Source organism: Myroides sp. LJL115 (assembly GCF_054871665.1).
In genome coordinates this window covers 1-23,750 of sequence record NZ_JBTXLS010000033.1, presented here as the reverse complement: position 1 = coordinate 23,750, position 23,750 = coordinate 1, and the positions used below count along the sequence as shown (strand labels likewise).

At 33.4% G+C, this 23,750-nt stretch carries 18 protein-coding genes; 10 read left to right on the top strand and 8 right to left on the bottom strand.

The features are described from left to right. Window positions 1–34: 34 nt before the first annotated feature. Complete coding sequence (locus tag ACYSNX_RS09120) at window positions 35–736, bottom strand: DsbA family oxidoreductase (RefSeq protein WP_461754369.1); 702 nt, start codon at window positions 734–736, stop codon at window positions 35–37. A gap of 483 nt (window positions 737–1,219) precedes the next feature. Between ACYSNX_RS09120 and ACYSNX_RS09115 the strand changes: the two genes are divergently transcribed. Then, entirely contained in the window at window positions 1,220–2,815 is a 1,596-nt protein-coding gene (locus ACYSNX_RS09115) for a hypothetical protein (protein ID WP_461754368.1), read from the top strand. 127 nt (window positions 2,816–2,942) lie between these two features. On the opposite strand, the gene ACYSNX_RS09110 is transcribed toward ACYSNX_RS09115, so the two are convergent. Beyond that, on the bottom strand, window positions 2,943–3,620 hold the full coding sequence (locus tag ACYSNX_RS09110; protein ID WP_461754367.1) for a class I SAM-dependent methyltransferase: 678 nt from the start codon (window positions 3,618–3,620) through the stop codon (window positions 2,943–2,945). Window positions 3,621–3,813: 193 nt separating this feature from the next. Between ACYSNX_RS09110 and ACYSNX_RS09105 the strand changes: the two genes are divergently transcribed. Next, window positions 3,814–4,644 carry a hypothetical protein gene (locus tag ACYSNX_RS09105; protein ID WP_461754366.1) on the top strand — a complete coding sequence of 277 codons (831 nt, stop codon included), beginning with the start codon at window positions 3,814–3,816 and terminating at the stop codon, window positions 4,642–4,644. Between the two features lie 114 nt (window positions 4,645–4,758). Here ACYSNX_RS09105 and rplT read toward each other — a convergent pair whose 3' ends face one another. From rplT to ACYSNX_RS09075, 6 genes are all read right to left on the bottom strand, one after another. Next, the gene (rplT, locus tag ACYSNX_RS09100) at window positions 4,759–5,103 is read right to left on the bottom strand and encodes a 50S ribosomal protein L20 (protein ID WP_461754365.1); all 345 of its coding nucleotides are present in this window, start codon (window positions 5,101–5,103) and stop codon (window positions 4,759–4,761) included. Window positions 5,104–5,213: 110 nt separating this feature from the next. Further along, complete coding sequence (rpmI, locus tag ACYSNX_RS09095) at window positions 5,214–5,411, bottom strand: 50S ribosomal protein L35 (protein ID WP_461754364.1); 198 nt, start codon at window positions 5,409–5,411, stop codon at window positions 5,214–5,216. Window positions 5,412–5,470: 59 nt separating this feature from the next. Next, a complete protein-coding gene (gene infC / locus ACYSNX_RS09090) occupies window positions 5,471–6,028 on the bottom strand; it encodes a translation initiation factor IF-3 (RefSeq protein WP_461754378.1) in 558 nt (185 codons plus the stop codon). Between the two features lie 47 nt (window positions 6,029–6,075). After that, complete coding sequence (gene thrS / locus ACYSNX_RS09085) at window positions 6,076–8,028, bottom strand: threonine--tRNA ligase (protein WP_461754363.1); 1,953 nt, start codon at window positions 8,026–8,028, stop codon at window positions 6,076–6,078. 298 nt (window positions 8,029–8,326) lie between these two features. Next, on the bottom strand, window positions 8,327–9,010 hold the full coding sequence (locus ACYSNX_RS09080) for a cell division ATP-binding protein FtsE (protein WP_461754362.1): 684 nt from the start codon (window positions 9,008–9,010) through the stop codon (window positions 8,327–8,329). Between the two features lie 115 nt (window positions 9,011–9,125). Continuing rightward, window positions 9,126–10,019 carry a hypothetical protein gene (locus ACYSNX_RS09075; RefSeq protein ID WP_461754361.1) on the bottom strand — a complete coding sequence of 298 codons (894 nt, stop codon included), beginning with the start codon at window positions 10,017–10,019 and terminating at the stop codon, window positions 9,126–9,128. Window positions 10,020–10,667: 648 nt separating this feature from the next. Between ACYSNX_RS09075 and ACYSNX_RS09070 the strand changes: the two genes are divergently transcribed. From ACYSNX_RS09070 to secDF, 8 genes are all read left to right on the top strand, one after another. Then, window positions 10,668–11,012 (top strand): CidA/LrgA family protein, encoded by a 345-nt coding sequence (locus ACYSNX_RS09070; protein ID WP_461754360.1) that lies wholly within the window; start codon window positions 10,668–10,670, stop codon window positions 11,010–11,012. After that, window positions 11,009–11,707 (top strand): LrgB family protein, encoded by a 699-nt coding sequence (locus ACYSNX_RS09065; RefSeq protein ID WP_461754359.1) that lies wholly within the window; start codon window positions 11,009–11,011, stop codon window positions 11,705–11,707. Before ACYSNX_RS09070 ends, ACYSNX_RS09065 begins: the two co-directional genes overlap by 4 nt. 122 nt (window positions 11,708–11,829) lie before the next feature. After that, window positions 11,830–14,856: a tetratricopeptide repeat protein gene (locus ACYSNX_RS09060; RefSeq protein WP_461754358.1), complete on the top strand. Its 3,027-nt coding sequence runs from the start codon at window positions 11,830–11,832 to the stop codon at window positions 14,854–14,856. 20 nt (window positions 14,857–14,876) lie between these two features. Beyond that, the gene (locus ACYSNX_RS09055) at window positions 14,877–16,640 is read left to right on the top strand and encodes a TonB-dependent receptor domain-containing protein (protein WP_461754357.1); all 1,764 of its coding nucleotides are present in this window, start codon (window positions 14,877–14,879) and stop codon (window positions 16,638–16,640) included. Window positions 16,641–16,737: 97 nt separating this feature from the next. Further along, complete coding sequence (locus ACYSNX_RS09050) at window positions 16,738–17,229, top strand: hypothetical protein (protein ID WP_461754356.1); 492 nt, start codon at window positions 16,738–16,740, stop codon at window positions 17,227–17,229. A gap of 158 nt (window positions 17,230–17,387) precedes the next feature. Next, window positions 17,388–19,328: a DNA topoisomerase (ATP-hydrolyzing) subunit B gene (gene gyrB, locus ACYSNX_RS09045; protein ID WP_461754355.1), complete on the top strand. Its 1,941-nt coding sequence runs from the start codon at window positions 17,388–17,390 to the stop codon at window positions 19,326–19,328. A 78-nt stretch (window positions 19,329–19,406) separates the two neighbouring features. Beyond that, window positions 19,407–20,342, top strand: a complete 936-nt coding sequence (gene mdh, locus ACYSNX_RS09040) for a malate dehydrogenase (RefSeq protein ID WP_461754354.1) — start codon at window positions 19,407–19,409, stop codon at window positions 20,340–20,342. 136 nt (window positions 20,343–20,478) lie between these two features. Then, window positions 20,479–23,469: a protein translocase subunit SecDF gene (gene secDF / locus ACYSNX_RS09035; protein ID WP_461754353.1), complete on the top strand. Its 2,991-nt coding sequence runs from the start codon at window positions 20,479–20,481 to the stop codon at window positions 23,467–23,469. The last annotated feature ends 281 nt before the right edge of the window (window positions 23,470–23,750 follow it).

The following is a 23,750-nucleotide window of genomic DNA, read 5'->3' as shown; positions in this document are numbered from 1 at the left end:
AAGAACCTTTAATTATAAAAGGTTCTTCTCTATATTAATCACACCCATCTATAGAGCAACTATTGCCTTGAGCAGTGGAAGAGCCATTTAGACCTATAGTAAACTCTTCATAAGCTTGGGTTAAGGCTTGTAAAAAGCTTTCTACTGGTTGAGCCCCTGAGATACCATAGGTTCGATTAATTACAAAGAAAGGTACTCCTTGAATTTGTAATTCTTTAGCCTGGTTGATATCTTCATTTACTTGATCTAGGTATTCTTGGGATTCTAAAACGCGAGTAACTTCTTGCTCTTCTAAACCAATTTGCATGGCTAGTTGTTTTAATACTTGAAGGTCTCCGATATTTAGGCCGTCAGTAAAGTAAGCTTTAAAAAGAGTATCGTTCATTTGTGGAGCTAATTGATGATCTTGAGCTAGTTGAATCAGTCTTTGTGCTCTTAAGGTATTTACTGGAATACATTTATCTAGATTCATTTTGATTCCCACTTGTTGGGCAGCTTGAGTTACATGGGCAAACATTTGTTTGATTTGTTGAGCTGGATAACCTTTATGTTGGGTTAAATACTGCTCATTACTAATAGTTAATGCCTCTAGTGGTAGTGTAGGATCTAATTGGTAACCTTTATATCTAATTTCAATTTTGTTCTTGAAGTTTAACTGGTTAACTGCTAATTCCAAGTTTTTTTTACCTATATAACAAAAGGGGCAGTCTAAATCTGACCATATTTCTATTTTCATTGTATTCTTATTTAGAATTGAGCATTCAAGATACGTTTTGTTTTTAGTTTTTGCCTAAAGAATAACACATTATTAGCATTTGAAAGCAAAGGTAATTTCAGCTTTATTGCTAAACTCAGGTGTTTAACTAAAATAATGTACTATTAACTAAATAAAACACTTCTATTTTAGTGCTATTTACCTTTGTAAGTGCATTGACTAAGGGGGTGTTTTTTAAGGTTATTAAAGTCTTTTTTAGTGAACTGTAGGAATTATCTTTTTTTAGAGTTTCGTTAACAAAAATAGATAATGAGGCTATATAGAAGTAGTAATTTGTGTTTTTTGTGATATTTTATAAATATAACCTTATTATTTTATCTGTTTTAATAATTTAAAGTTCATAATATATCATAATAAATTAGGTATTGTTTAAAATATTAAATTTTTATTTAATACATTTATACTTATAAGAAATATAATATTTACCAATATAATAATTGATTTATGAAAAGAATTATACTTTTATCTATGTTCCTATCCTATGGTTTTATGCAAGCCCAGGATTCTGGTATTGGGGTGGGTATAGGAACACTCCTTCCGGATGCTTCTGCAGCGCTACATGTCTCTTCTACTGATAAGGGAGTTCTATTACCTACCATTGCTTTATCTTCTAGATCCGATAAGGCCTCTATCTCCGGAGGAAATCCAAAGTTAGGATTAATGATTTTTAATACCACTAATGATGATACTAATGATTTAACTCCAGGTTTCTATGTTTGGGCGGAAGATAAAACGATAGAGACCGCTGATAAGTATAGATGGATTCACCTAGTGACTAGCGGTGAAATTAAGCAATACATTAGTCAAAACACCAGTACTTATTTATTGGAAGTAACCCCGAGCGATGCTACCAGTAGTACTACTCAGGTTGCTACTTTAAAAGATGCAGGAGGAGCAGCTAAAGGCGTATTTACTGAGGTCCTAACTAATATTACTAGGAAATCTACCCCTGATCCAACAGTTGAGGCACCTTATAATAACAATATAAGTTATGTATATGTGGATGAATCAGGTGCTTCTACGACTTTAAATTTAACCTCTGATGTAATTAATAGTTTTGGACTAATAGTGAATGATACTGAGGTAAAAAATATTTTAAAAGAGATTATTAAAAATAGCGCTGGTAGTGTGAATATTACCAAAACAGGAGAGGATTTTGTGTTTACTTATACAGATAATACTAATCAAACACAAACTTTTAACTTAACTACGGAAATTAGAGCCAAACAAGCATATACTAGTGTATCTGCAGTAGGTTCAACAGAAACAACAGGGAGTGGTTTAAGTATTGATAGTGGTAAATCTGGGGATACTCCTTTTAGTTTTACCGAAACAGTAACGTATTTTAAGAGAATAAAGGATCTAGAGGAGACACCAGTAACCTATAAATATTATGACGAAACAGGCAATACTATAGAGCCATTTATTTCTCCTGTGGAGGACATTCTAGAAGATATAGACATTTTTTTTGGTGATAGTAATGTCATAAGTAAAATTCAAAATATTTCTATTGGAACCATAGCCTCAGGATGGTATAATCAGGTAGATAAAAAACCTGCTACGGCAGTAAATCAAGTGGTGTATAATACAGCAAAAGCTATTATTGGAAGTGATGAAAACAAAACTCATCCTCAAAGTACTAATATTAAGTTGCAAGTTGATGGAGATGTGCTTGTTAGTGGTAAAATTATAACAACTGCTTCTATCTATGCCGATTACGTATTTGAGAAGTACTTTGATGGACATTCTACCATTAATGATAAATATGTTTTCAATGATTTAGCATATGTAGAAGAGTTTGTTAAGGCGTATAATCACCTTCCTGGAGTAACGAGTATTTCAGAATTAAGTCGATCCGAGGATGGTGGATATTATATAGACTTCAATAAATTAGCCATAGAGCAATTAGAGAAAATAGAGGAGTTATATCTACATACTATTGATCAACAAAATCAATTAGAGTCGTTAAAGCAAAACGTGCAAAGCATGGAGAATAGACTATTAGAGTTAGAGCGTTTAATGTTAGAGAATAACCAATAGATTTATTCTCTTTACCATGTAATGGAAAAATTAAATATAAGCTAACCTTAAATGGTGAAAAATAAGAAAGCTAGTTGTACATATATTAAGTTTAAAAGAGTATTTTCTACGGAGAATACTCTTTTTTTTATATATGGCCTTTTTTTCTAAGTACAATTAATCTCTCTTGTAATAAGAGAATATCTAGGTTATACTTCTGTGCAATATAAGCGATTGTTCTTTTGGTATAAATAAATACATGAGTGAGGTCTTTTATATAATACCAGGAATCAAAATCAAGTTCCCCGCTGTAAAGATGGGTTTTTATAATCAAATGACCATTGGGTTTTAAGATGGATAAAAGCGTTTCTATTTCTTTTTTTGGATAGTAAAAGTGTTCGAAAACCTCACATGAGAATATATAATCATATGCATTGTTTTTATAATCTACTTCAGGTGCAAAATAAGGATCATAAAGATCAATATTATATCCTTTTTTCTTAAGTAAATAGCTAGTTACTGCTGCACTTCCACAACCGAAATCTAAACCTTGCTGCTCACTAGTACAATGATGGGTGATTTGATCCACTAAGTCTTTTACAAAGTTTTGGTAACCAATATCCTCCACATCATTGTTATGCATCAGATAATGTTGTTTTTCTTGTTTTTTACTATAGTGAAACTGGCTATCTTTTACATATCCATAGCATTGTGTGCATAGATAAAAACCAGAGGTGTTTTTTTGGTGTAGTTCTTCCTTACATAAAGGACATTTCATAGTAATAATAATTAGGTGATATTGCTGTAATAAAATACTAAAGTACATTTTTTTATTTGATGTGCGTAAGTAGGATTATATTCAAGTTTATTTTTGTTAAATAAAGGCTTTATATTAAAATAATTTTGACTAAGCAAGATAATTATTAGAGTATATTAGGATTATTAGGTGGATATTTCTTAAATTTAATATAAAATTATAAGGAAAATATTTTAATTAAAATAATATATACAATTTACCTATGAAAAGAATTCCAGTTTTACTAAGTGTATTATCTTTATGTTTATCAGGCGGGGCATTTGCTCAACATGCAAAAAATCATCCAGCCAAGGCGGATAAAGATTTATCGGTAGAGGAAGTTGCTAAAAAGTTAGCAAACCCCGTTGCAAAGCTTATCAGTTTACCTATTGAGGTAGATACAGATTTTGGAGTTGGCCCATTTAGAGGGACTAGAAATACTACTAATATTCAGCCTGTAATGCCTTTTCAAATATCTGAAAAGTGGAATGTGATTACAAGGGTTGTTTTACCTATTGTTATGCAGTACGATATTACAGGTCCTGCCACAAGACAAAGAGGATTAAGTGATACGGAAGTAACTGCGTTTTTTAGTCCAATTCCTAAAAAGGAAGGTCTAATTTGGGGGGCGGGTCCTATCTTTTTAGCTCCTACGGGAACCCAAGATCTTTTAACTAATAAGAAATGGGGGGTAGGTCCTTCTGCTGTTGCTCTGGTACAAAAAAATGGATGGACAGCTGGAGCAATGATTAATCAAGTTTGGAGTTTTGCAGGAGATAAAAATCGCGATGCAGTAAATCAGATGTTGGTGGAGCCTTTTGCAAGCTACCAATGGAAAAGTGGAGCAGGAGTCATGGTCTTAGCAGAATATAGCCAAGATTGGAGACATGATAGAAGTAGTATGATTATGCAAGCTAGTGTAAGTGGAATTACAAGTATAGGAGAACAAAAGATACAAATTCTAATAGGACCTAGAGTTACTGTATTTGGGCCTAGTGAAATGCGTTCTGACCTAGGGTTTACTTGCGGAATAACTTTACCGTTTATTAAATAATCGGGCTAGGTTTAAATTCATTAATTTTTTATAAATAATATAAAAAAGCCCTTCATTGTAAAATGAAGGGCTTTTATATATTAAGTAAGATAAATCAGATTTGACAAACGTTTATTATTTTACTTTATTCACGATAGCTGCAAAAGCTGCTGGGTGATTCATAGCTAAATCTGCAAGAACTTTACGGTTCAATTCGATGTTGTTAGCTTTAATTTTCCCCATGAACTGAGAATAGCTAAGTCCGTGTTGTCTAGCTCCTGCGTTAATACGCATGATCCATAATGAACGGAAGTTTCTTTTCTTTTGTTTTCTGTCACGGTAAGCATATACCATTGCTTTTTCTACCGCGTTTTTAGCTACTGTATAAACGTTTTTACGTCTTCCAAAGTAACCTTTGGCTTGCTTCAAAATTCTTTTTCTTCTTGCTCTTGAAGCTACTGCATTTACTGATCTTGCCATTTCTTTAAAATGTGTTTTTGTAGTGGGCGGTTAAATATAACACTTGCTAAATTCTAAGTTTGCCACACTCCAGGGTTATTAAATTGTTTTAACCGAATTCCAATTAAGGATTAGATTAATCTTAATTGATCTTTGATACTTGCTGTATCTGCTTTAGACACTAATCCAGTGTGAGTTAAAGCTAATTTACGCTTTTTAGATTTTTTAGTCAAAATGTGACTTTTAAAAGCGTGTTTTCTTTTGATTTTTCCAGAGCCAGTTAGTTTGAAACGTTTCTTAGCGCTAGATTTAGTTTTCATTTTAGGCATTTCTTTCCTAGGTATTAATGATTATCTTACTTAACTATTTTTTTAATTCTTAGTTAGAATTATACTTTTTTCTTTTTAGGTGCGATAAACATAGTCATACGCTTTCCTTCTAATACAGGCATAGATTCAACTTTACCGTACTCTTCAAGATCCTGTGCTAGTCTTAATAATAAAATTTGACCTTGATCTTTATAAATGATAGAACGACCTTTGAAGAAAACGAATGCTTTTAATTTAGAACCTTCTTTTAAGAATTTCTCAGCATTTTTCTTTTTGAACTCATAGTCGTGCTCATCAGTTTGAGGACCAAAACGAATCTCTTTAACAGTGATTTGAGTTGACTTAGCCTTTAGCATTTTTTCACGCTTCTTTTGCTCGTAAAGGAATTTTTTATAATCAATTACTTTACAAACAGGTGGTTCAGCATTTGGCGAAATCTCCACCAAGTCCAATTCTAACTGTTCAGCAATACGCATTGCGTCTGCTAATTTGTATACACCAAGTTCAACATTGTCTCCAACAAGTCGAACTTCAGGAACGCGGATGGCATTGTTAATTCTATGCGCATCTTTTTTTTCTTCGCGAGGTCTATAACCTCTGTTTTGTCTTACTGCTATGGCTTTAAAAGTTTTTGCTTGTCTTACCAAGCGTTATACATTATATTTTATTCTCCAAACTGTTTGATAGAGGCCTTCACTTGTTCTTGTACTAAAGCAACAAACTCCTCTACCTTCATTGTTTGGTTAGATTTTCCGGAGTCTCCGTGTTTCCTTACAGAAATGGTACCATTTTTTTCTTCTTCTTCACCTACAATCAACATGTAAGGGAATTTTTGTACCTCTGCTTCTCTAATTTTCTTACCGATAGTTTCATTACGGTTATCTACCAGGGTGCGAATTTCGTGATTTTCTAGCAAATCTAAAACTTTTTTCGCATATTTTTCGTATTTCTCACTTAAAGACAGGATAATAGCCTGTTCTGGTACTAACCAAAGTGGAAAATTACCTGCTGTATGCTCTAGTAAAATGGCGATAAATCTCTCCATTGAACCAAAAGGAGCACGGTGAATCATCACTGGACGGTGTAATTCATTATCCGATCCTTTGTAAGTTAGGTCAAAACGCTCCGGTAAGTTGTAGTCCACTTGAATTGTTCCAAGTTGCCAACTTCTTCCTAAAGCATCTTTTACCATAAAGTCTAATTTAGGTCCGTAAAAAGCAGCTTCACCACTTTCAACTACATAATTTAAACCTTTGTCTTTAGCTGCATTGATGATGGCTTGTTCTGCCTTTTCCCAGTTTTCAACCGATCCAATGTACTTATCTGGATTATCTAAATCTCTTACAGAAACTTGAGCAGTAAAGTTCTCAAATCCAAGAGATCCAAATACATATAATACAAGGTCAATTACTTTTTTGAATTCTTCGTCTAATTGTTCTGGAGTACAGAAAATATGTGCGTCATCTTGAGTAAATCCTCTAACTCTTGTTAATCCATGAAGTTCTCCGGATTGCTCGTAACGGTATACTGTTCCAAATTCAGCAAAACGCTTAGGAAGATCTTTGTAAGACCATGGTTTAGCATTATAAATCTCACAGTGATGAGGGCAGTTCATCGGTTTTAATAAAAACTCTTCGCCTTCCACTGGTGTATGGATAGGTTGGAAACTATCTTCTCCATATTTTGCATAGTGTCCAGAAGTTACATATAGTTCTTTTTGTCCAATATGTGGAGTCACTACTTGCTCGTAACCTGCTTTTTTCTGTGCTTTTCTTAAGAATTGTTCTAGTCTTTCTCTTAAGGCAGCACCTTTAGGTAACCATAAAGGTAAACCTTGCCCTACTTTTTGAGAGAAAGTGAATAATTCTAATTCTTTACCTAATTTACGGTGATCTCTTTTCTTAGCTTCTTCTAAAAGAGCAAGATATTCCGTTAAATCCTTTTGTTTAGGGAAGGAGATACCATATACACGTGTTAATTGTTTATTTTTCTCGTTTCCTCTCCAATATGCTCCAGCTACAGATAAAACTTTGAAAGCTTTGATAATTCCTGTATTTGGAATATGTCCACCTCTACATAGATCCGTAAAAGTAGAATGATCACAAAATGTGATTGTTCCATCTTCTAGGTTCTCTATTAATTCTACCTTGTATGGGTTGTTTTGTTCTTGGTAATATGCTAATGCATCTGCTTTTGAAGTAGAACGCATTTTGAAATCATGCTTTTGTTTAGCAATCTCAAGTACCTTAGCTTCAATTTGCTTGAAGTCAGCATCTGTTATCTTGTGATCTTGGAAGTCCACATCATAATAGAATCCGCTTTCAATTGAAGGACCAATTGTTAAGATAACTCCAGGGTATAGCTCTTGTAAAGCTTGCGCCATTACGTGAGATGTAGAGTGCCAAAAAGCTTGCTTTCCTTGGGTATCATTCCAAGTATATAAAACTAGACTACCATCTTGGGTCAACTCGGTGGTGGTTTCGATGGTGGTGCCGTTAAAGCTTGCAGAAATAACGTTTCTAGCTAAGCCTTCGCTTATACTTTTTGCAACATCGAAAGCAGTCACCCCTGAGGCAAACTCTTTCACTGAACCGTCTGGTAATGTAATTTTAATCATAATTAATTTCAAAAATAAAAGGCAAATATACTGAAAATACTAGAGAATAACAACATTGCTTAAGGCAGGAGCTGTTTTTTTATTAAATTTTTTCTCTATTGGTAATAAATGTCAGCATATAAGGTTTTTTATATGTGTTATTGGGTTATATATTAATGTTTTTTAGTTAATTAAGTGCCTAGTAGAGTTTTGCTATCTCTGTTCTCTTGCTTTCTAAGCAAAGATGGAGTAGACTGTTTTTAACCTTTACACTCTAGGTTACTTTTAATGTATTTCTAAAGATAAGGTGAGTTTATGTTTAGGTAGTTTTGTAAATTACTTCAAATAAACTTCCGTCTTCGCATTTTAGAGTTTTAGCAGGATATTTTAATAATAAGGCGTAATCATGGGTAACCATTAAAATGGTTTTCCCACTTTGATTTATACTTCTTAACAGCTCCATTACCTCTGCGCTTGTTTGAGGGTCAAGGTTACCTGTAGGCTCATCAGCAAGGATTAAATCTGGATCATTTAACAGAGCTCTTGCAATTGCAACGCGTTGTTGTTCTCCACCGGATAGTTGATGTGGCATTTTTTGAATATGTTCTAACATGCCAACCGCTTTTAATACTTCTTCAATTTTTCGATCGATTGCTTGCGATTCACTCCACCCAGTTGCTTTTAAAGCAAAATGAAGATTACCGTATATGGTTCGGTCAGGAAGAAGCTTAAAGTCTTGGAATACGATCCCTAACGAGCGTCTTAAATATGGTATGTCTCTTTGTTTTAAAGTTTTCAAATCATAGTCTACAATACTACCGTATCCATGGTCTAAAGGTAGGTCAGCGTAAAGTGTTTTCATAAAACTACTTTTACCTGCCCCTGTTTTACCAATGATATAAATAAACTCTCCTTTGTCAACATTTAAATTAACATTGGAAAGAATCTTGTTTTTATTTTGATAAATATCGACTCCTTGTAATGACAATACTGTTTTAGACATAAATATGAATGTGAAATTTTGGGTAAATGTACTAAGTTTAATTATTTTACCATAATAAAGCCAAATAAATATAAGCTTAGAAACTATTGTTTTACCTTACTTAAGTCATTTGGTCTTAATTTTTCTTACCCAAGAGAGTAAAAGGGTTTATGGATACGCCTAAAGTTACGAAAAAACGAGTAGATGGCTTTAATTCTAATAATGGATTGGAGAATTTTTTACCTTTCTCAAATAGCTCTGCTTTATAGGTGCTTTTAACTCCTGTTTTCGCAGTAAGAATTAAGTCCCCAAATGCTTTTTCATATTTTAGTCCCGAGTTTATGTCGATCTGACGATAGATATAGGTCTGGTTTTCCTTGAATGCATCAAACAAATAAAAGTTTACTTGTTCTAGATCTGTTCCAATTGATAGTCTTGAGCTACTGCCAAAGGTTTTTCTTAGATGCATACCACTAGGTAGGGTAATGTCTAATAAATAGTTTCTACCTAATTGGTTCTGGTATGCAATTATCGGTAGTACAGGCAACTGCACTTTAGGGTCTATATTGAATAATACTCCTATACTGAAATTAGTTTTTTGATCGCTTTTAATTATCAGTATACTAGAGAGTAAACCTTTTAATCTTTCGAAATTCTTGATGCTACTATCTAATCTTAAACTACCTGAGAAAATAGCTCTTTTACCCCAAATAGTAGTGGTGTATAGAGTATTGAAAGAAAATAAAATCTCATGATAGGTTTTAATATGGGTAAGGTTTTCTTGGCTGATAGGATTGGTAATATTTCCATCAAAGCGTACATTAGAGTATCCTATGGATGATCCGATAATCCATCTGTTTTTAGCAAAAAATCGCATATTAGCACTAATCCTTAAGTGTTCAAAATGATTAACTCTATTTTGGCTTTCACTTGAATGTGCACCTTTATATTTATAATTATACGGTCCGTTGAAGGTATAGTCAATATTCAAAGGACGTAGTCTAGTAAAGTGGTCTGTTGTATAGGTCACAATTTTTTTGGGAACAGAAATCTGTTGGGATAAACTATCCTTTTCTTGGGCACTACTAGAATGGAAAATAAAAAAGCAGAGAAGGAGTAAAACGTTGTTTTTGAAAGCTATCATTTTTAGGTCACTTGGTTTTAAAAGAAAGGGATTTGTGTAGGTTTTAAAAAGTGAACTAAGATAATGTTTTATTTAAAGCAATAATGTTTTTATTGCTAGTGCTTAAATATATGATTACAAAAAAAGGAGTAAAGGTATTCGTTATTTGCTGTTAAGCTTTTTTTGTTTGGGTAATAAGTCCTTATAATGTGGTGAAAGGGGACGTTTTAGTTTAAGTTATAAAATCATCAAAGGCAGCCTTGAAGAAAGACTGCCTTTGATGTTCTAACTAACCAATTTATTATTCCTTTTAATTATTTCATACCAGGTGTTTTACGTTTACAATACAAAAATAGGGTACTTTTTCACATGGGAGTTTACCTAAATGTTATCAAATAGCTAATAAAGTGATATGTAGTTTTTTTTTGTTTAACTCCATAGCTCTAAGGGCCAGTTAAATAAGGGGTTTTGGTGATTTTAGAATAGTATTTATGTGGGTTGAAAGTGTTAAAAGTTATACTAGTTTGTTAGCTTTGCACAAATTTTTTTACAGCTATGAATATTATTAAACAACTTGTTATTATAGCAGGGTGTATCGCCTTTGGTGAATTTGTTATTAAAGTACTTCCAATTAAACTACCTTCAAGTATAATTGGATTGCTTTTATTGTGGACTTTATTGAAGTTGCAATGGGTTAAGGTTAAGGATATTGAGCAATTAAGTAGTTTTTTGCTTCAAAATATGGGACTGTTTTTCGTTCCACCTTGTGTGGCTATGCTCAATTATTTTGATCTAATTAGCGATTCTATTATTCCTATCCTTTTAACTACAGTTGGAAGTACTGCTGTAGTAATGTTTACTACTGGATTAACCCATCAAATTTTAAGAAAGAAAAAATGATTTATTTTGAAAGTGCCGAGTTTATCTTGTTTTTAACCTTGAGTGTCTATGCTCTTGCAATATCCTTGTCTAGTAAGTATAAGTACATGATATTCAATCCTATTATATTTAGTATTTTTGTGTTAATAGGGTATTTATTGGTACTAGACATACCTTATGAAAAGTATAACCAAGCAGGAAAGTATATAGATTTCTTCTTGCAGCCTTCTATTGTGGCTTTAGCGGTTCCTTTATATGCAAACTGGGGAAAAATTAAAAACCAAATAGTTCCTATTTTAACTAGTCAATTTGTAGCAAGTATTTTCGGAGTATTAGCCATTGTATTATTCGCAAAATTATTAGGAGCGGAAAAAGAGATTATCTTATCTTTAGCTCCAAGTAGTATTAGTACCCCTATAGCTTTAGAAGTGTCTAAGAGTATAGGAGGGATTCCTTCGGTTACTGCCTCAGCAGTTATGTTAACTGGAATAGTAGGGAGCATGGTGGGTTTTCGATTTTTAAATCTTGCTAGAATTACTAATCCTGTCTCACAAGGACTTGCTATGGGGAGTTCTGCAGCTGCTATGGGAACCATGCGTGCATTGCAAATAAGTGATAAATATGGAGCTTTTGCAAGTGTTGGCATGATTTTTAATGGTATTATTACGGCTTTTTTAGCTCCCATTATTTTACATTGGATACATGTTTATTTGTAGAGCTTTAACTTTTTTTGTTAAAAATAATGTTAAAGCGGATTTTGGGACTATTAAAAACACCAGTGATTGCTTTTTTCAATGGTATAAAATGATATATTTACAAATAAATAAATAAAAATAAAATGCGTAAAATTAATAGATTAGCTTATTTGGCTTTGGGGTTGACTGGCCTAACAGCTACGGCGCAACAGTCAGCGATTTACACCAATGGTTTAGCAGATTTTAATCACGCAGTAGCCTTATATGATGAGGAGCAATACTTAGCTGCTCAACTATTATTTGAGAAAGTGAAAAACTCCTCTTCCGCCAACTATACTGAAGTACAAGCTGATTGTGCATATTATATAGCTAATTGTGCTATCCGCTTAGATCAAGTAGGAGCAGAAAGAAAAATAGATGAATTCGTTAAAAATTACCCCACAAGTGCTAAGCAAAATCAAGCCTATGTGGATGTGACGGATTATTATTTTTCTAAAGGTGAATATGCAAAGGCTTTACAATACGCTGGTAAAGTAAGAAGCGTTACCATTTTAGAGCATAGTAAGCAGGACCGTTTTTTGTTTCAAAAAGGCTATAGTTTTTTTTATGTGAAAAATCCTAAAGAAGCTAGAAAAACATTATTAAAAGTTAGACCAGAGAGTCAATGGGGAGATCAAGCTACCTATTATTTAGGTTATATGGCTTATGCAAATAATAATTATGAAGATGCTAAGAAGCATTTTGAAAAAATTGACCACACTTCTTCCTATCAAGATAAAATGGGGTATTATAAAGCAGATATGAACTTCAAAAGTGGAAATTTTGAAAATTCATTAACCGAAGGTTTAACACAATTAGATAAAGCTAGTGAAGCCTCTGAGCGTTCAGAACTTTCCAAAATCGTAGGGGAAAGTTACTTTAATTTGGAGCAATATGACAAGGCACTTGTTTACTTGCAAGAGTACCAGGGAAAAGAAGGGAAGTGGAATAATACCGATTTTTATCAATTAGGATATACGTATTATAAACAAGGTGAGTATGATAAAGCTATAGAACAATTCAATAAAATAATTCAAGGCAATAATAGTATTGCGCAAAACGCCTATTATCACTTAGGAGAAAGTTACTTACATACTGGGAAAAAAATCCAAGCTTTAAATGCTTTTAAAAATGCTTCGGAAATGCGTTTTGATGCTTCTATACAGCAGGATGCGTTTTTGAACTACGCCAAGCTTAGTTATGAAATTGGAAACGCCTTTGAGAGTGCTCCTAGTGTTTTAATGGCTTTTATTGAGAAGTACCCTAACTCTCCACACAGAGAGGAGTTAGAAGGACTTCTTATTGATTCTTATATTACTTCTAAAAACTATAAAGATGCACTGCGTTTATTAGAGCAGAATAAATCCATAGGTAATGCTTTAGTATATCAAAAGGTAGCTTTTTACAGAGGACTTGAGCTGTATAATGAAGGACAATACGATCAAGCTATTGTAATGTTTAATAAATCTCTTTCCGAAAAACAAGATCTAGAATTAAGTGCTAGAGCTTTGTATTGGAAGGCAGAAGCTCAATCTTCTTTAGGAAAGTATAAAGATGCCTTAAATAATTTTATAGAATTCAAAGATGCCAGTGGTTCTAGAGTGACTCCTGAATACAGCAATATTGATTATAATATTGGTTATGCTTTGTTTAAGCTTAAAAACTATCCTCAAGCCTTAGAGGCGTTTACCTCTTATGTAAACACTCCTGGAATTAATTCTGATAGAAAGTACGATAGTTATCTTCGTATTGGAGATGCGAATTTTGTTTTAGGGAAATATTGGCCTGCCATGGATGCTTATAATGTGATTATAAATGCTAACCATGGAGATGTTGCTTATGCAAAATTTCAAAAAGCATTGTCTTATGGCTTTGTGGATAGACAGAATCAGAAATTACAAGAACTTGGCCTTTTCGTACAAGATTATCCAAATTCTAGTTTAGCAGATCAAGCACAATATGAGTTAGGGGTTACCTATGAGCTTTTAAAGCAAAATAATGAAGCAGTTATAGCTTTTGAAAGTTTAATTATAAATTATCCTAATTCTACAAGAAAAACAAGAGCAATATTACGTCAAGGACTTATCTTTTATAATACCAATCAAAGTGAAAAGGCTTTAGCCAAGTTTAAAGATGTCGTAACGGATTCTCCGAATTCCCCAGAGGCAGTTGAAGCAGTTCAAAATGCTCGTTTGATCTATATGGACAAAGGACAGGTAGATCAATACGCTCAGTGGGTTAAAGGTTTATCTTTTATAGAGGTGTCTGACTCGGAGATTGAAAGAGACTCTTTTGATTCAGCCGATAGACAATATATTTTAAATAATAGTTCTGAAGCTATTAAAGGATATGAGCAGTACTTAAGAGAATTTCCAAACGGTAAAAATGCTTTAGCGGCTAACTTTAATTTAGCTCAACTTTACTTTGCCAACCAAGATCTAAGTAAGGCACAAGTGTATTATAATAATGTTGTTTCTTTTGGTAAAACCCAATATAGTGAAATAAGTTTGTCTCGTTTAGCAGAGATGTATCTTAAAGAAAAGAAAGATAGTCAAGCTAAACAAGTTTTACTTCAATTAGAGGCAGAGGCATCTCAAAACCAAAATCAGCTTTTTGCAATGTCAAACTTAATGAAGCTTTACTACCAAGAGAAGGATTATCAAAAAGCTTTAGAATACGCTCAAAAAGTATTGGATAAGCCTAATTTAGACAAACGTGTAAAAAGTGATGCTCAGTTAATTGTAGCTCGTACTGCTTTTGCTACTGGTGATAAACAAAAAGCTGCTCAAGGGTATAAGCAAGTATTGGTTTCTGCTACGGGTGAAGTAGCGGCTGAAGCATTATACTACCAAGCTTATTTCCAAAATGAGCAAGGCCAATATGAATTGTCTAACCAAAGTGTGCAAACTCTTGCTAAAGACTATTCAGGTTATTCTTACTATGGCGCTAAAGGTTTGGTTTTAATGGCTAAAAACTTTTATGCTTTAAATGATAGTTATCAAGCTACTTACATATTAGATAGTGTTATTAAGAACTTTTCTCAATATAAAGATGTTGTATTTGAGGCCAAAAAAGAATTGGAGGCTATAAATGCTGAAGAAGCAAAGCGAAATTCATCGGTAGTTCAATAAGTACTAAAAAAATGATAGAAATGAAAAATAAAAATATATATATAGCTTTAACAGCATTTTTAGTAAGTGGTTATGGTTTTGCTCAAGATAAAAAACCAACACCAGATTTAGGTACAGAAGAAGTAACAGTTGTTAGGGGTTACGAAGCAGTTATAAATGATGCTTTTAAGGTAAAAGAAACTCCTTCTATGGACTCACAGGAACAGTTAGTGAAAAAGGAGATAGAATATACTATTACTTCTTTCCCAGTGGCTTCAACTTTTGTTCCTGAAAAAGGAGAGGTAGCACAAGTGGAGGATGCCCCTAGATTAAAACCTTTTTCTAATTACGCATTAGCATCTTTTGGAAACTATTCTAATATAAATGCAGAAGTGTTTTTAAGTGAGAAGTTAGATAAGTTTTCTTCTATTGCTTTATTTGCTAAACATAAATCTGGAAAGGGCTTAAAAAAGGAACTACTAGATAATAATTTTGCTAAGACGGAATTTGCTGCTTTTTACCTTGGAGATAAAAAAAATCTTGGATGGAGAGCTGAATTAGGAGGAAGTATGCAGACTGCTAATTGGTATGGACTTGCCACGGATCGCGTTGATTTTTCCGATGCGATGCTTAATAATATTGATCCCAAACAAAAATATAAGGATATTTATGTAAGGGCTAATTTTGATTTCAGAAATTTACCTTTTACCTCTTTAGAAGTAGGTTATGATCGTTTTTGGGATGATTACAAAACCACAGAGAATAGATTTACTATTCGCCCAAATATTAAAACTAGAATTGGCTATGTTAGTGATTTAAAGGTTGGATTAGTTGTAGATTATGTATCTACTCAATATAAAGACTTATTTGTTAGTCCAGGTATAGGGCAAGACATAGAATATAAAAATCTTAATTTAGGGTTACAGCCAAGTATTAGTTTTAGCGATGAGACATATTCTGTGGATTTAGGACTTGGAATTTTCTATAACGATGGTAAAATAAACTCAGGTAGCGATAATAAATTCTTTGTATATCCTCAAATTAGAGCCACTTACAATTTAGTGAATGATATTTTAGTAGCTTATGCAGGAATAGAAGGAGGGTTAAAACAAAATTCTTTTAAAGACTTTGTTACATTAAATCCTTTTGTGTCTCCAAACTTGCAAATTGCTCCGACAAGTGAAAAGTATGATTTATACCTTGGGTTAAGAGGGAAATTAGACAATAATATTTCTTTCAATGTGAAAGGATCTTATAAGAATCAAAGTGATTTTGCTACCTTTGTTAGTGGAGTATTCCCTATGAGTAGTTCAGATCAAACTCCATCTTATAGCTATGGGAATTCCTTTGAGGTAGAGTATCAAAATCTTAAGACATTAAATTTATTTGGTGAGTTAAGATATGAATTTGAAAGTCAGGTATCTATAGGGGTTAATGCTCAATACAATCACTATAAAACGGATCAATTAAAACCTTGGAATTTACCGCGTTTTAAAGCCGGAGCTGATGTAAATTTAGAATTTGATCAAGGTTGGTTTGCTACAATGGAATTATTTTATGCAGGAGAGCGTTTTGATCGCTTTGCATTTTTTAATTCTATCACTCAAGAGCAAAGCAATTTTGTTTCTAAGCTAGATGGGTATGTTGATTTAAACATTAAAGTGGGGTATCGCCCAACGATGAATTGGACTATATTTGTAACTGGAAATAATTTACTAAATAACAAATACGAAAGGTTTGTAAATTATAAAGTACAGGGGCTTCAAGGTTCGTTAGGAGCTATTTACAAATTTGACTTTAGATAATTAGTACAATAAGATAATTTGTTTACGCAATTAGCACTTCTTTTTAATAGTTAAATCTAACTTTTGTGATTATTTAAATGAAATAAGGATTACTTTTGTGAATTCAAACAAACAACAAACAACAAACAACAAACAAAACATGACTTTAAAGGAAAACCTTAAAAAGATTTGTCTTGAACGATTGAATGAAAAAATCATGGCTTTTCAAGGAATAATCGAGGACCTAGCATTAGATGCTCAAAATGATGCTAAGAGTTCTGCCGGAGATAAGCATGAAACAGCTTTGTCGATGATGCATATCGAACAAGAAAATTTAAGTAAGAAAATCCGGGAAAATATTGCAATCCGCGATATTATCCAGAAAATTGACGCAAAGAAGGTATCTGATCAAGTAGAGTTTGGTAGCGTTGTTCAGTTAAATACAGTATACTTATTCCTTTCGGCAGCATTACCAAAAATAAGCTTTGATCAAGAATCAATTTTAGCAATTTCAATGGATGCTCCTATAGCTAAGCAATTAGTAGGTAGAAAAGTAAATGACTCCTTTGTATTTAATAACTGTGAATTTAAAGTGAACTATTTAGAATAATAATGGACTTGAAATAAAAACCAAAAGCGTAAAGACAAAAATCTTTACGCTTTTTTATTAGCTTTTTTTTGGTTTTTGTGTGTATTAAAGCCTCTGCTGGTTTGATATAGTCTTTGAAATTGTTTATATTTGTACGTTACTTATTTTACAAAAATATTATGAGCGAGGATACAAATATGAATAATTATTCGGCAGATAGCATACAAGCCCTAGAGGGAATGGAGCATGTAAGGATGCGTCCTTCCATGTATATTGGAGATGTAGGAGTAAGGGGACTTCACCATTTAGTTTATGAAGTGGTTGATAACTCTATTGATGAGGCTCTTGCTGGGTATTGTGATACTATCAAAGTTATTATCAATGAAGACAATTCTATCACAGTTGAGGATAATGGACGAGGAATTCCAGTAGATATTCATAAAAAAGAAGGAGTTTCTGCCCTAGAGGTTGTAATGACCAAAATTGGAGCAGGTGGTAAGTTTGATAAAGATTCTTATAAAGTATCTGGTGGACTTCACGGAGTTGGAGTTTCTTGTGTGAACGCTTTATCTGAGTTGCTTGTAGCAACAGTTCACCGCGACGGTAAAGTTTACCAACAAGAGTACTCTTGTGGAAAAGCTTTACATCCAGTTAAAGTAGTAGGAGAGACTACTTCAAAAGGGACAATCGTTACTTTTAAACCAGATTCTACTATTTTTACCAGTGAGTTAGTATATTCATATGATACCTTAGCAGGTCGTTTAAGAGAATTAGCTTTCCTTAATAAAGGGTTGAAAATTACTCTTATCGATAAGAGGGAAACAAATAAAGACGGAGAATATAAAAATGAGACATTCTTTTCTGAAGAAGGTCTAAAAGAATTTATTAAGTTCTTAGACGGAAACCGTACTCCAATTATTGAGCACGTAATTTCAATGGAATCAGACAAAGGAGAAATACCTGTGGAGGTTGCTTTAATTTATAACGATACGTATTCAGAGAATATCTATTCTTATGTGAATAATATTAATACACATGAAGGAGGTACGCATTTACAAGGTTTTAGAATGGGATTAACTCGTACCTTGAAAAAATACGCGGATTCTTCAGGTTTATTAGAGAAGTTAAAGTTCGAAATTACTGGAGATGATTTCCGCGAAGGATTAACTGCTATTATTTCAGTTAAGGTTATGGAGCCTCAATTTGAAGGACAAACTAAGACTAAATTAGGAAACAGAGAGGTAGTTTCTCCAGTGAGTCAAGCTGTAGCTGAGATGTTGGAAAATTATTTGGAAGAACATCCAAATGATGCCAAGATTATTGTTCAAAAAGTTATTTTAGCAGCTCAGGCTAGACATGCAGCTAAAAAAGCTAGAGAAATGGTGCAGAGAAAAACAGTTATGACTGGTGGTGGTTTACCTGGTAAATTATCTGATTGTTCAGAGCAAGATCCAGCTAAATGTGAAGTTTTCCTTGTCGAGGGGGATTCCGCAGGTGGAACAGCTAAACAAGGTCGTGATCGCCAGTTCCAAGCTATTCTTCCTTTAAGAGGTAAGATTCTTAACGTAGAGAAAGCTATGGGACATAAAGTTTTTGAAAGTGAAGAAATTAAAAATATTTTTACTGCTTTAGGAGTTACTATTGGTACTGAAGAAGATAGTAAAGCATTGAATTTAGAAAAGTTGCGTTACCATAAAGTTGTAATCATGTGTGATGCCGATGTAGATGGTAGCCACATTGCAACTTTAATTCTAACATTTTTCTTCCGTTATATGCGTGGTTTGATTGAAAATGGTTATGTTTATATTGCTACACCACCTTTATATATGGTAAAGAAAGGACAGAGGAAAGAATATGCCTGGAGTGATGAAGAGCGTCAAGAACTAGTAGATCAAATGGGAAGTGGTACATCTGTACAACGATACAAAGGTCTTGGAGAAATGAATGCGGAGCAGTTATGGGAGACAACAATGAATCCGGAGCACCGTATTTTAAGAAGAGTTACTATTGACAGTCTTCAAGAAGCAGATCGCGTATTCTCGATGCTAATGGGGGATGAAGTACCGCCACGTCGTGAATTCATCGAGCAAAATGCTACTTATGCGAAGATCGATGTCTAAAAAATATTAAAAGCTATTACAAAGGTCAACACATTTTATGTATTGACCTTTTTTATTAACCATAAAATTATAATAACTATGAAAGTATCTATTATTGGAGCTGGTAACGTTGGGGCAAGTTGTGCCCAGATTATTGCCAACCAGCAAATCGCCTCAGAAGTTGTGATTGTTGATATCAAAGCTGGGTTAGCTGAAGGGAAAGCCATGGATTTAATGCAATGCGCTGCTACTTCTGGGTTTGACACGGTAATTAGTGGTTCTACCCATGATTATCAACCTACTAAAGACAGCGATATCGTGGTTATTACCTCAGGTATTCCACGTAAACCAGGAATGACAAGAGAGGAGCTAATTGGAACTAATACTGCAATTGTTAAAAGCGTTATCGAAAATGCATTAAAATTCTCTCCAAATGCAATTTTTATTATTGTAACCAATCCTTTAGATACGATGGCTTTGGCTGCTTTAAAGATAAGTGGTTTAGATAAAAGACGCGTAATAGGAATGGGTGGAGCTTTGGATTCATCTCGTTTTACCTATTTCTTAAGTCAAGCTATGAAAAAGCCTATGGCCGATATTCATGCTATGGTGATTGGTGGACATGGGGATACTACTATGATTCCTCTTATTCGTTTAGCAACTTATAAAGGTATAGCTGTTAGTGAATTTTTAAGCCAAGAAGAGCAAGAGCAAATTGTACAACAAACTATGGTTGGTGGTGCAACACTAACAAAACTTTTGGGAACCTCAGCCTGGTATGCACCAGGGGCATCCGTGGCTTATATGGTGGATAGTATTTTACATGATAGAAAAAAATTAGTACCATGTTCTACTTTTTTAGAAGGGGAATATGGTCAAAATGGTTTATATATAGGAGTTCCTTGTATATTAGGTAAGAATGGTATAGAAGGTATTCTAGAACTAAAGTTAAATCAACAAGAAAAGCAAAAATTTGAACAAAGTGCACAAATGGTAAGTCAAACTAATAAAGAGTTGGATAACTTTTTGTCATAAAAAAACGGATTGTTAAAGAAAATATAAGATATGTACAGAAAAAAGCGGATATTCTTAAGTAAAATATTGGTTAATACTTGTGCATATTTTATATTTGCTCGTTTTTAAAATAGTAAATAATTAATTTTTAGTAATAATGCAGAATAAAGGACTCGTTAAATTTTTTGCGATCATATTTGCTCTGGTAAGTATTTACCAGCTATCTTTTACCTTTGTCGCTAGCCATTATGAGGATAAAGCAAAGGCTTATGCCAATGGTGATTCTTTTAAAGAATTACAGTATTTAGACTCTATTGGTTCGAAAAAGGTGTTTTTAGGGGAAACCTTTAATCAAGTTAGAGCCAAGCAAATCAATAAAGGTTTGGACTTAGAAGGGGGAATAAACGTTACCCTACAAATTTCAATTAAAGATATCCTTAAAGGGTTGGCAAACAATTCAAAAAACCCTGTGTTTGTTGAAGCTTTGAATGAAGCAGAAACAATGCGACAAGGAAATCAAACTTATTTAGATGCTTTTTATACAGCATTTGAGAAAGCTTCTCAAGGAAAAGTTAAATTGGCATCTGGAGATATCTTTGCTAATAGAAACTTAAGTGAAATCACTGTTGGCATGTCAGATAGTCAAGTTAAATCTATCTTAAATGTTAAAGTAAAGGAATCTATCGAAAGTGCTTATAGAGTTTTCCGTGAGCGTATCGATAAGTTTGGTGTAAGTCAACCTAATATCCAAATGCTTGGTGAATCAGGACGTATCTTAGTAGAATTACCTGGAGCAAAGGATGTAGATCGTATTAAAAATTTACTTCAAAGTACTGCTCAGTTAGAATTCTGGGAAACTTATAAGCTGCAAGAGGTAGGTAATTATATTGAGACAGTTAATCAATATTTAAAAACTATTCAAGAAGAGCCTGTAGTTTTAGAGGAAGAAGTAGTTTCTCAAGAACAAGAAGTTTCTGAAATTGATGCATTATTAGGTGCTTCAGCAGATTCTTTGGCTCAAGAAGCAGTAAGCAATGGACCATTATTCGACTTAATGGTTGGTACAGGGCACCCAGAGAGTTCTGTGTTAGCTTACTTTAATGCAAAAGATACTGTTAAGATAAATGCTTATTTTAAAAGAGCAGACGTTAAGGCTTTATTACCAGCGAACTTAAAATACACAAGATTTGTATGGGGGAAACCCAAAGCAAATGCAGCTGGAATTGTTGAGTTATATGCATTAAAAACTAACCGTGAGGGAGTTCCACCTTTAAGTGGAAGTGTAGTTACTGGTGCTCATGAAGAGTTTGACCAGTACAGCAATCCAAACGTTAGTATGCAAATGAATGCTAAAGGAGCTAAGATATGGGAAGAACTAACAGGTAAAGCCTTTAGAGATAAATCAAACATTGCTATTGTTTTGGATAATGTAGTTTATTCTGCTCCAGGAGTTACTTCAGGTCCTATCTCAGGTGGTAGATCTTCTATTTCTGGAGATTTTACTTTATCTGAAGCAAAGGATTTAGCCAATATTTTACGCGCAGGTAAATTACCAGCAGGTGCAGATATTGTACAATCAGAAATCGTTGGTCCTTCTTTAGGACAACAAGCAATTGATGCTGGAATGTTATCAGCTGTTGCAGGTTTAATCATTGTAGGTGCATGGATGGCTTTCTATTACGGTAGAGCAGGATGGTATGCAAATATTGCATTATTAGCTAACCTTTTATTCATGTTTGGAATATTAGCTAGTTTAGGAGCTGTATTAACTCTTCCTGGAATTGCTGGTATTGTTCTTACAATGGGCACAGCTGTGGATGCTAACATTATTATTTCAGAAAGAGCTAAAGAGTGTTTGCGAAAAGGAATGAGCTTAGCAGATACTGTTAAGGAGTCTTATAGTTGGACTGGAGCAATGCGTCCTATTGTTGATGCTAACGTAACTCATATTCTTACTGGAGTAATTCTATTTGCATTTGGTTCAGGACCAATTAAAGGTTTCGCAACAACTTTACTTATAGGTATTGCAACTTCTTTATTTACTTCTATTTTTATTGCTAGAATCTTTATGGATAGAGATGTATTAAAAGGAAGAACTCTTGCTTTTTGTACTTCTATTACAAAGAACTGGTTTACTAATTTCCACTTCGACTTCTTAAAAGTTAAAAAATACACTTACGGACTTTCTGCTGTAATTGTTATTGTATCTTTTCTTTCTTTCTTTACCAATGGTTTTGACCAAGGTACAGATTTCGTAGGTGGTCGTACTTTCCAAGTGAAATTTGACAAGGAAGTTGTTGCTAATGAAGTAAGTAGTACTCTAGGAGATGCTTTTGGTGTTAGCGTAGAGGCTAAAGTTTTTGGAAACAAAGAACAATTAAAGATTACAACTAAGTATAAAGTAGAAGAAGAAGGTGCAGATGTTGATTTAGAAGTTAACCAACTTTTGTATGAATCTTTAAAGCCTTATTACAATACAGACTTAACTTATGAGGAGTTTGTAAGTCCAACCGATGGTGCAAATGTAGGAATTATACAAGCTTCAAAAATTGGACCTTCTATGGCGAAAGACGTTAAGCAAAATGCTATCTGGGCTGTTTTAGGTTCTATGGCTGCTATTTTTGTTTACTTGATTATCTCTTTCCGTAAATGGCAATATTCTTTAGGTGCTATTGTATCGGTTGCTCACGATGTTATCTTCGTATTAGGAGTTTACTCGTTGACTTATAAATTTATGCCATGGCATATGGAAATCGATCAACATTTTATTGCTGCTATCTTAACAGTAATTGGTTACTCGATGAACGATACAGTAATTGTATTTGACCGTGTACGTGAGTACATAGCTGGAAATACAATTGGTAACTTCAATAAGATTGTAAATGACTCTGTAAATACTACTTTATCACGTACAATAAACACTTCTGTAACCTTAATTATGGTATTATTGATTATGTTTATTTTCGGTGGAGATTCGATCAGAGGATTTATCTTTGCTATGTTAATCGGAATTGTGGTTGGAACTTATTCCTCTTTATTCTTAGCTACTCCAGTATTAGTGGATACTATGCCTAAGAAAGATAAAGAAGAAATTGAAAGAAGACATCAATTATTCGAAGAGGAACAAAGAGAAGAAGCTACAGTTTAATACTAAGCTTTATTAAAATAAATTATAAAAGGGGCTGTCTCAAATGAGATAGCCTCTTTTTTGTACTTTTAAGTAAAAAACACCATTATAATTATTTGAATTTCAATCTAATATACTTAAATTAGTATAAGTAATTCAAGTAAATATGGCAAAACAAGCACCACGTTATAGACTTTACGATCAGAATCAAATGAGTTTGATTCCTCATTCTTTGGAAGATTTCATTCCTGCCTTGCATCCAGTACGCATTGTAAATAAGGTTATCGATGAATTGGACTTAA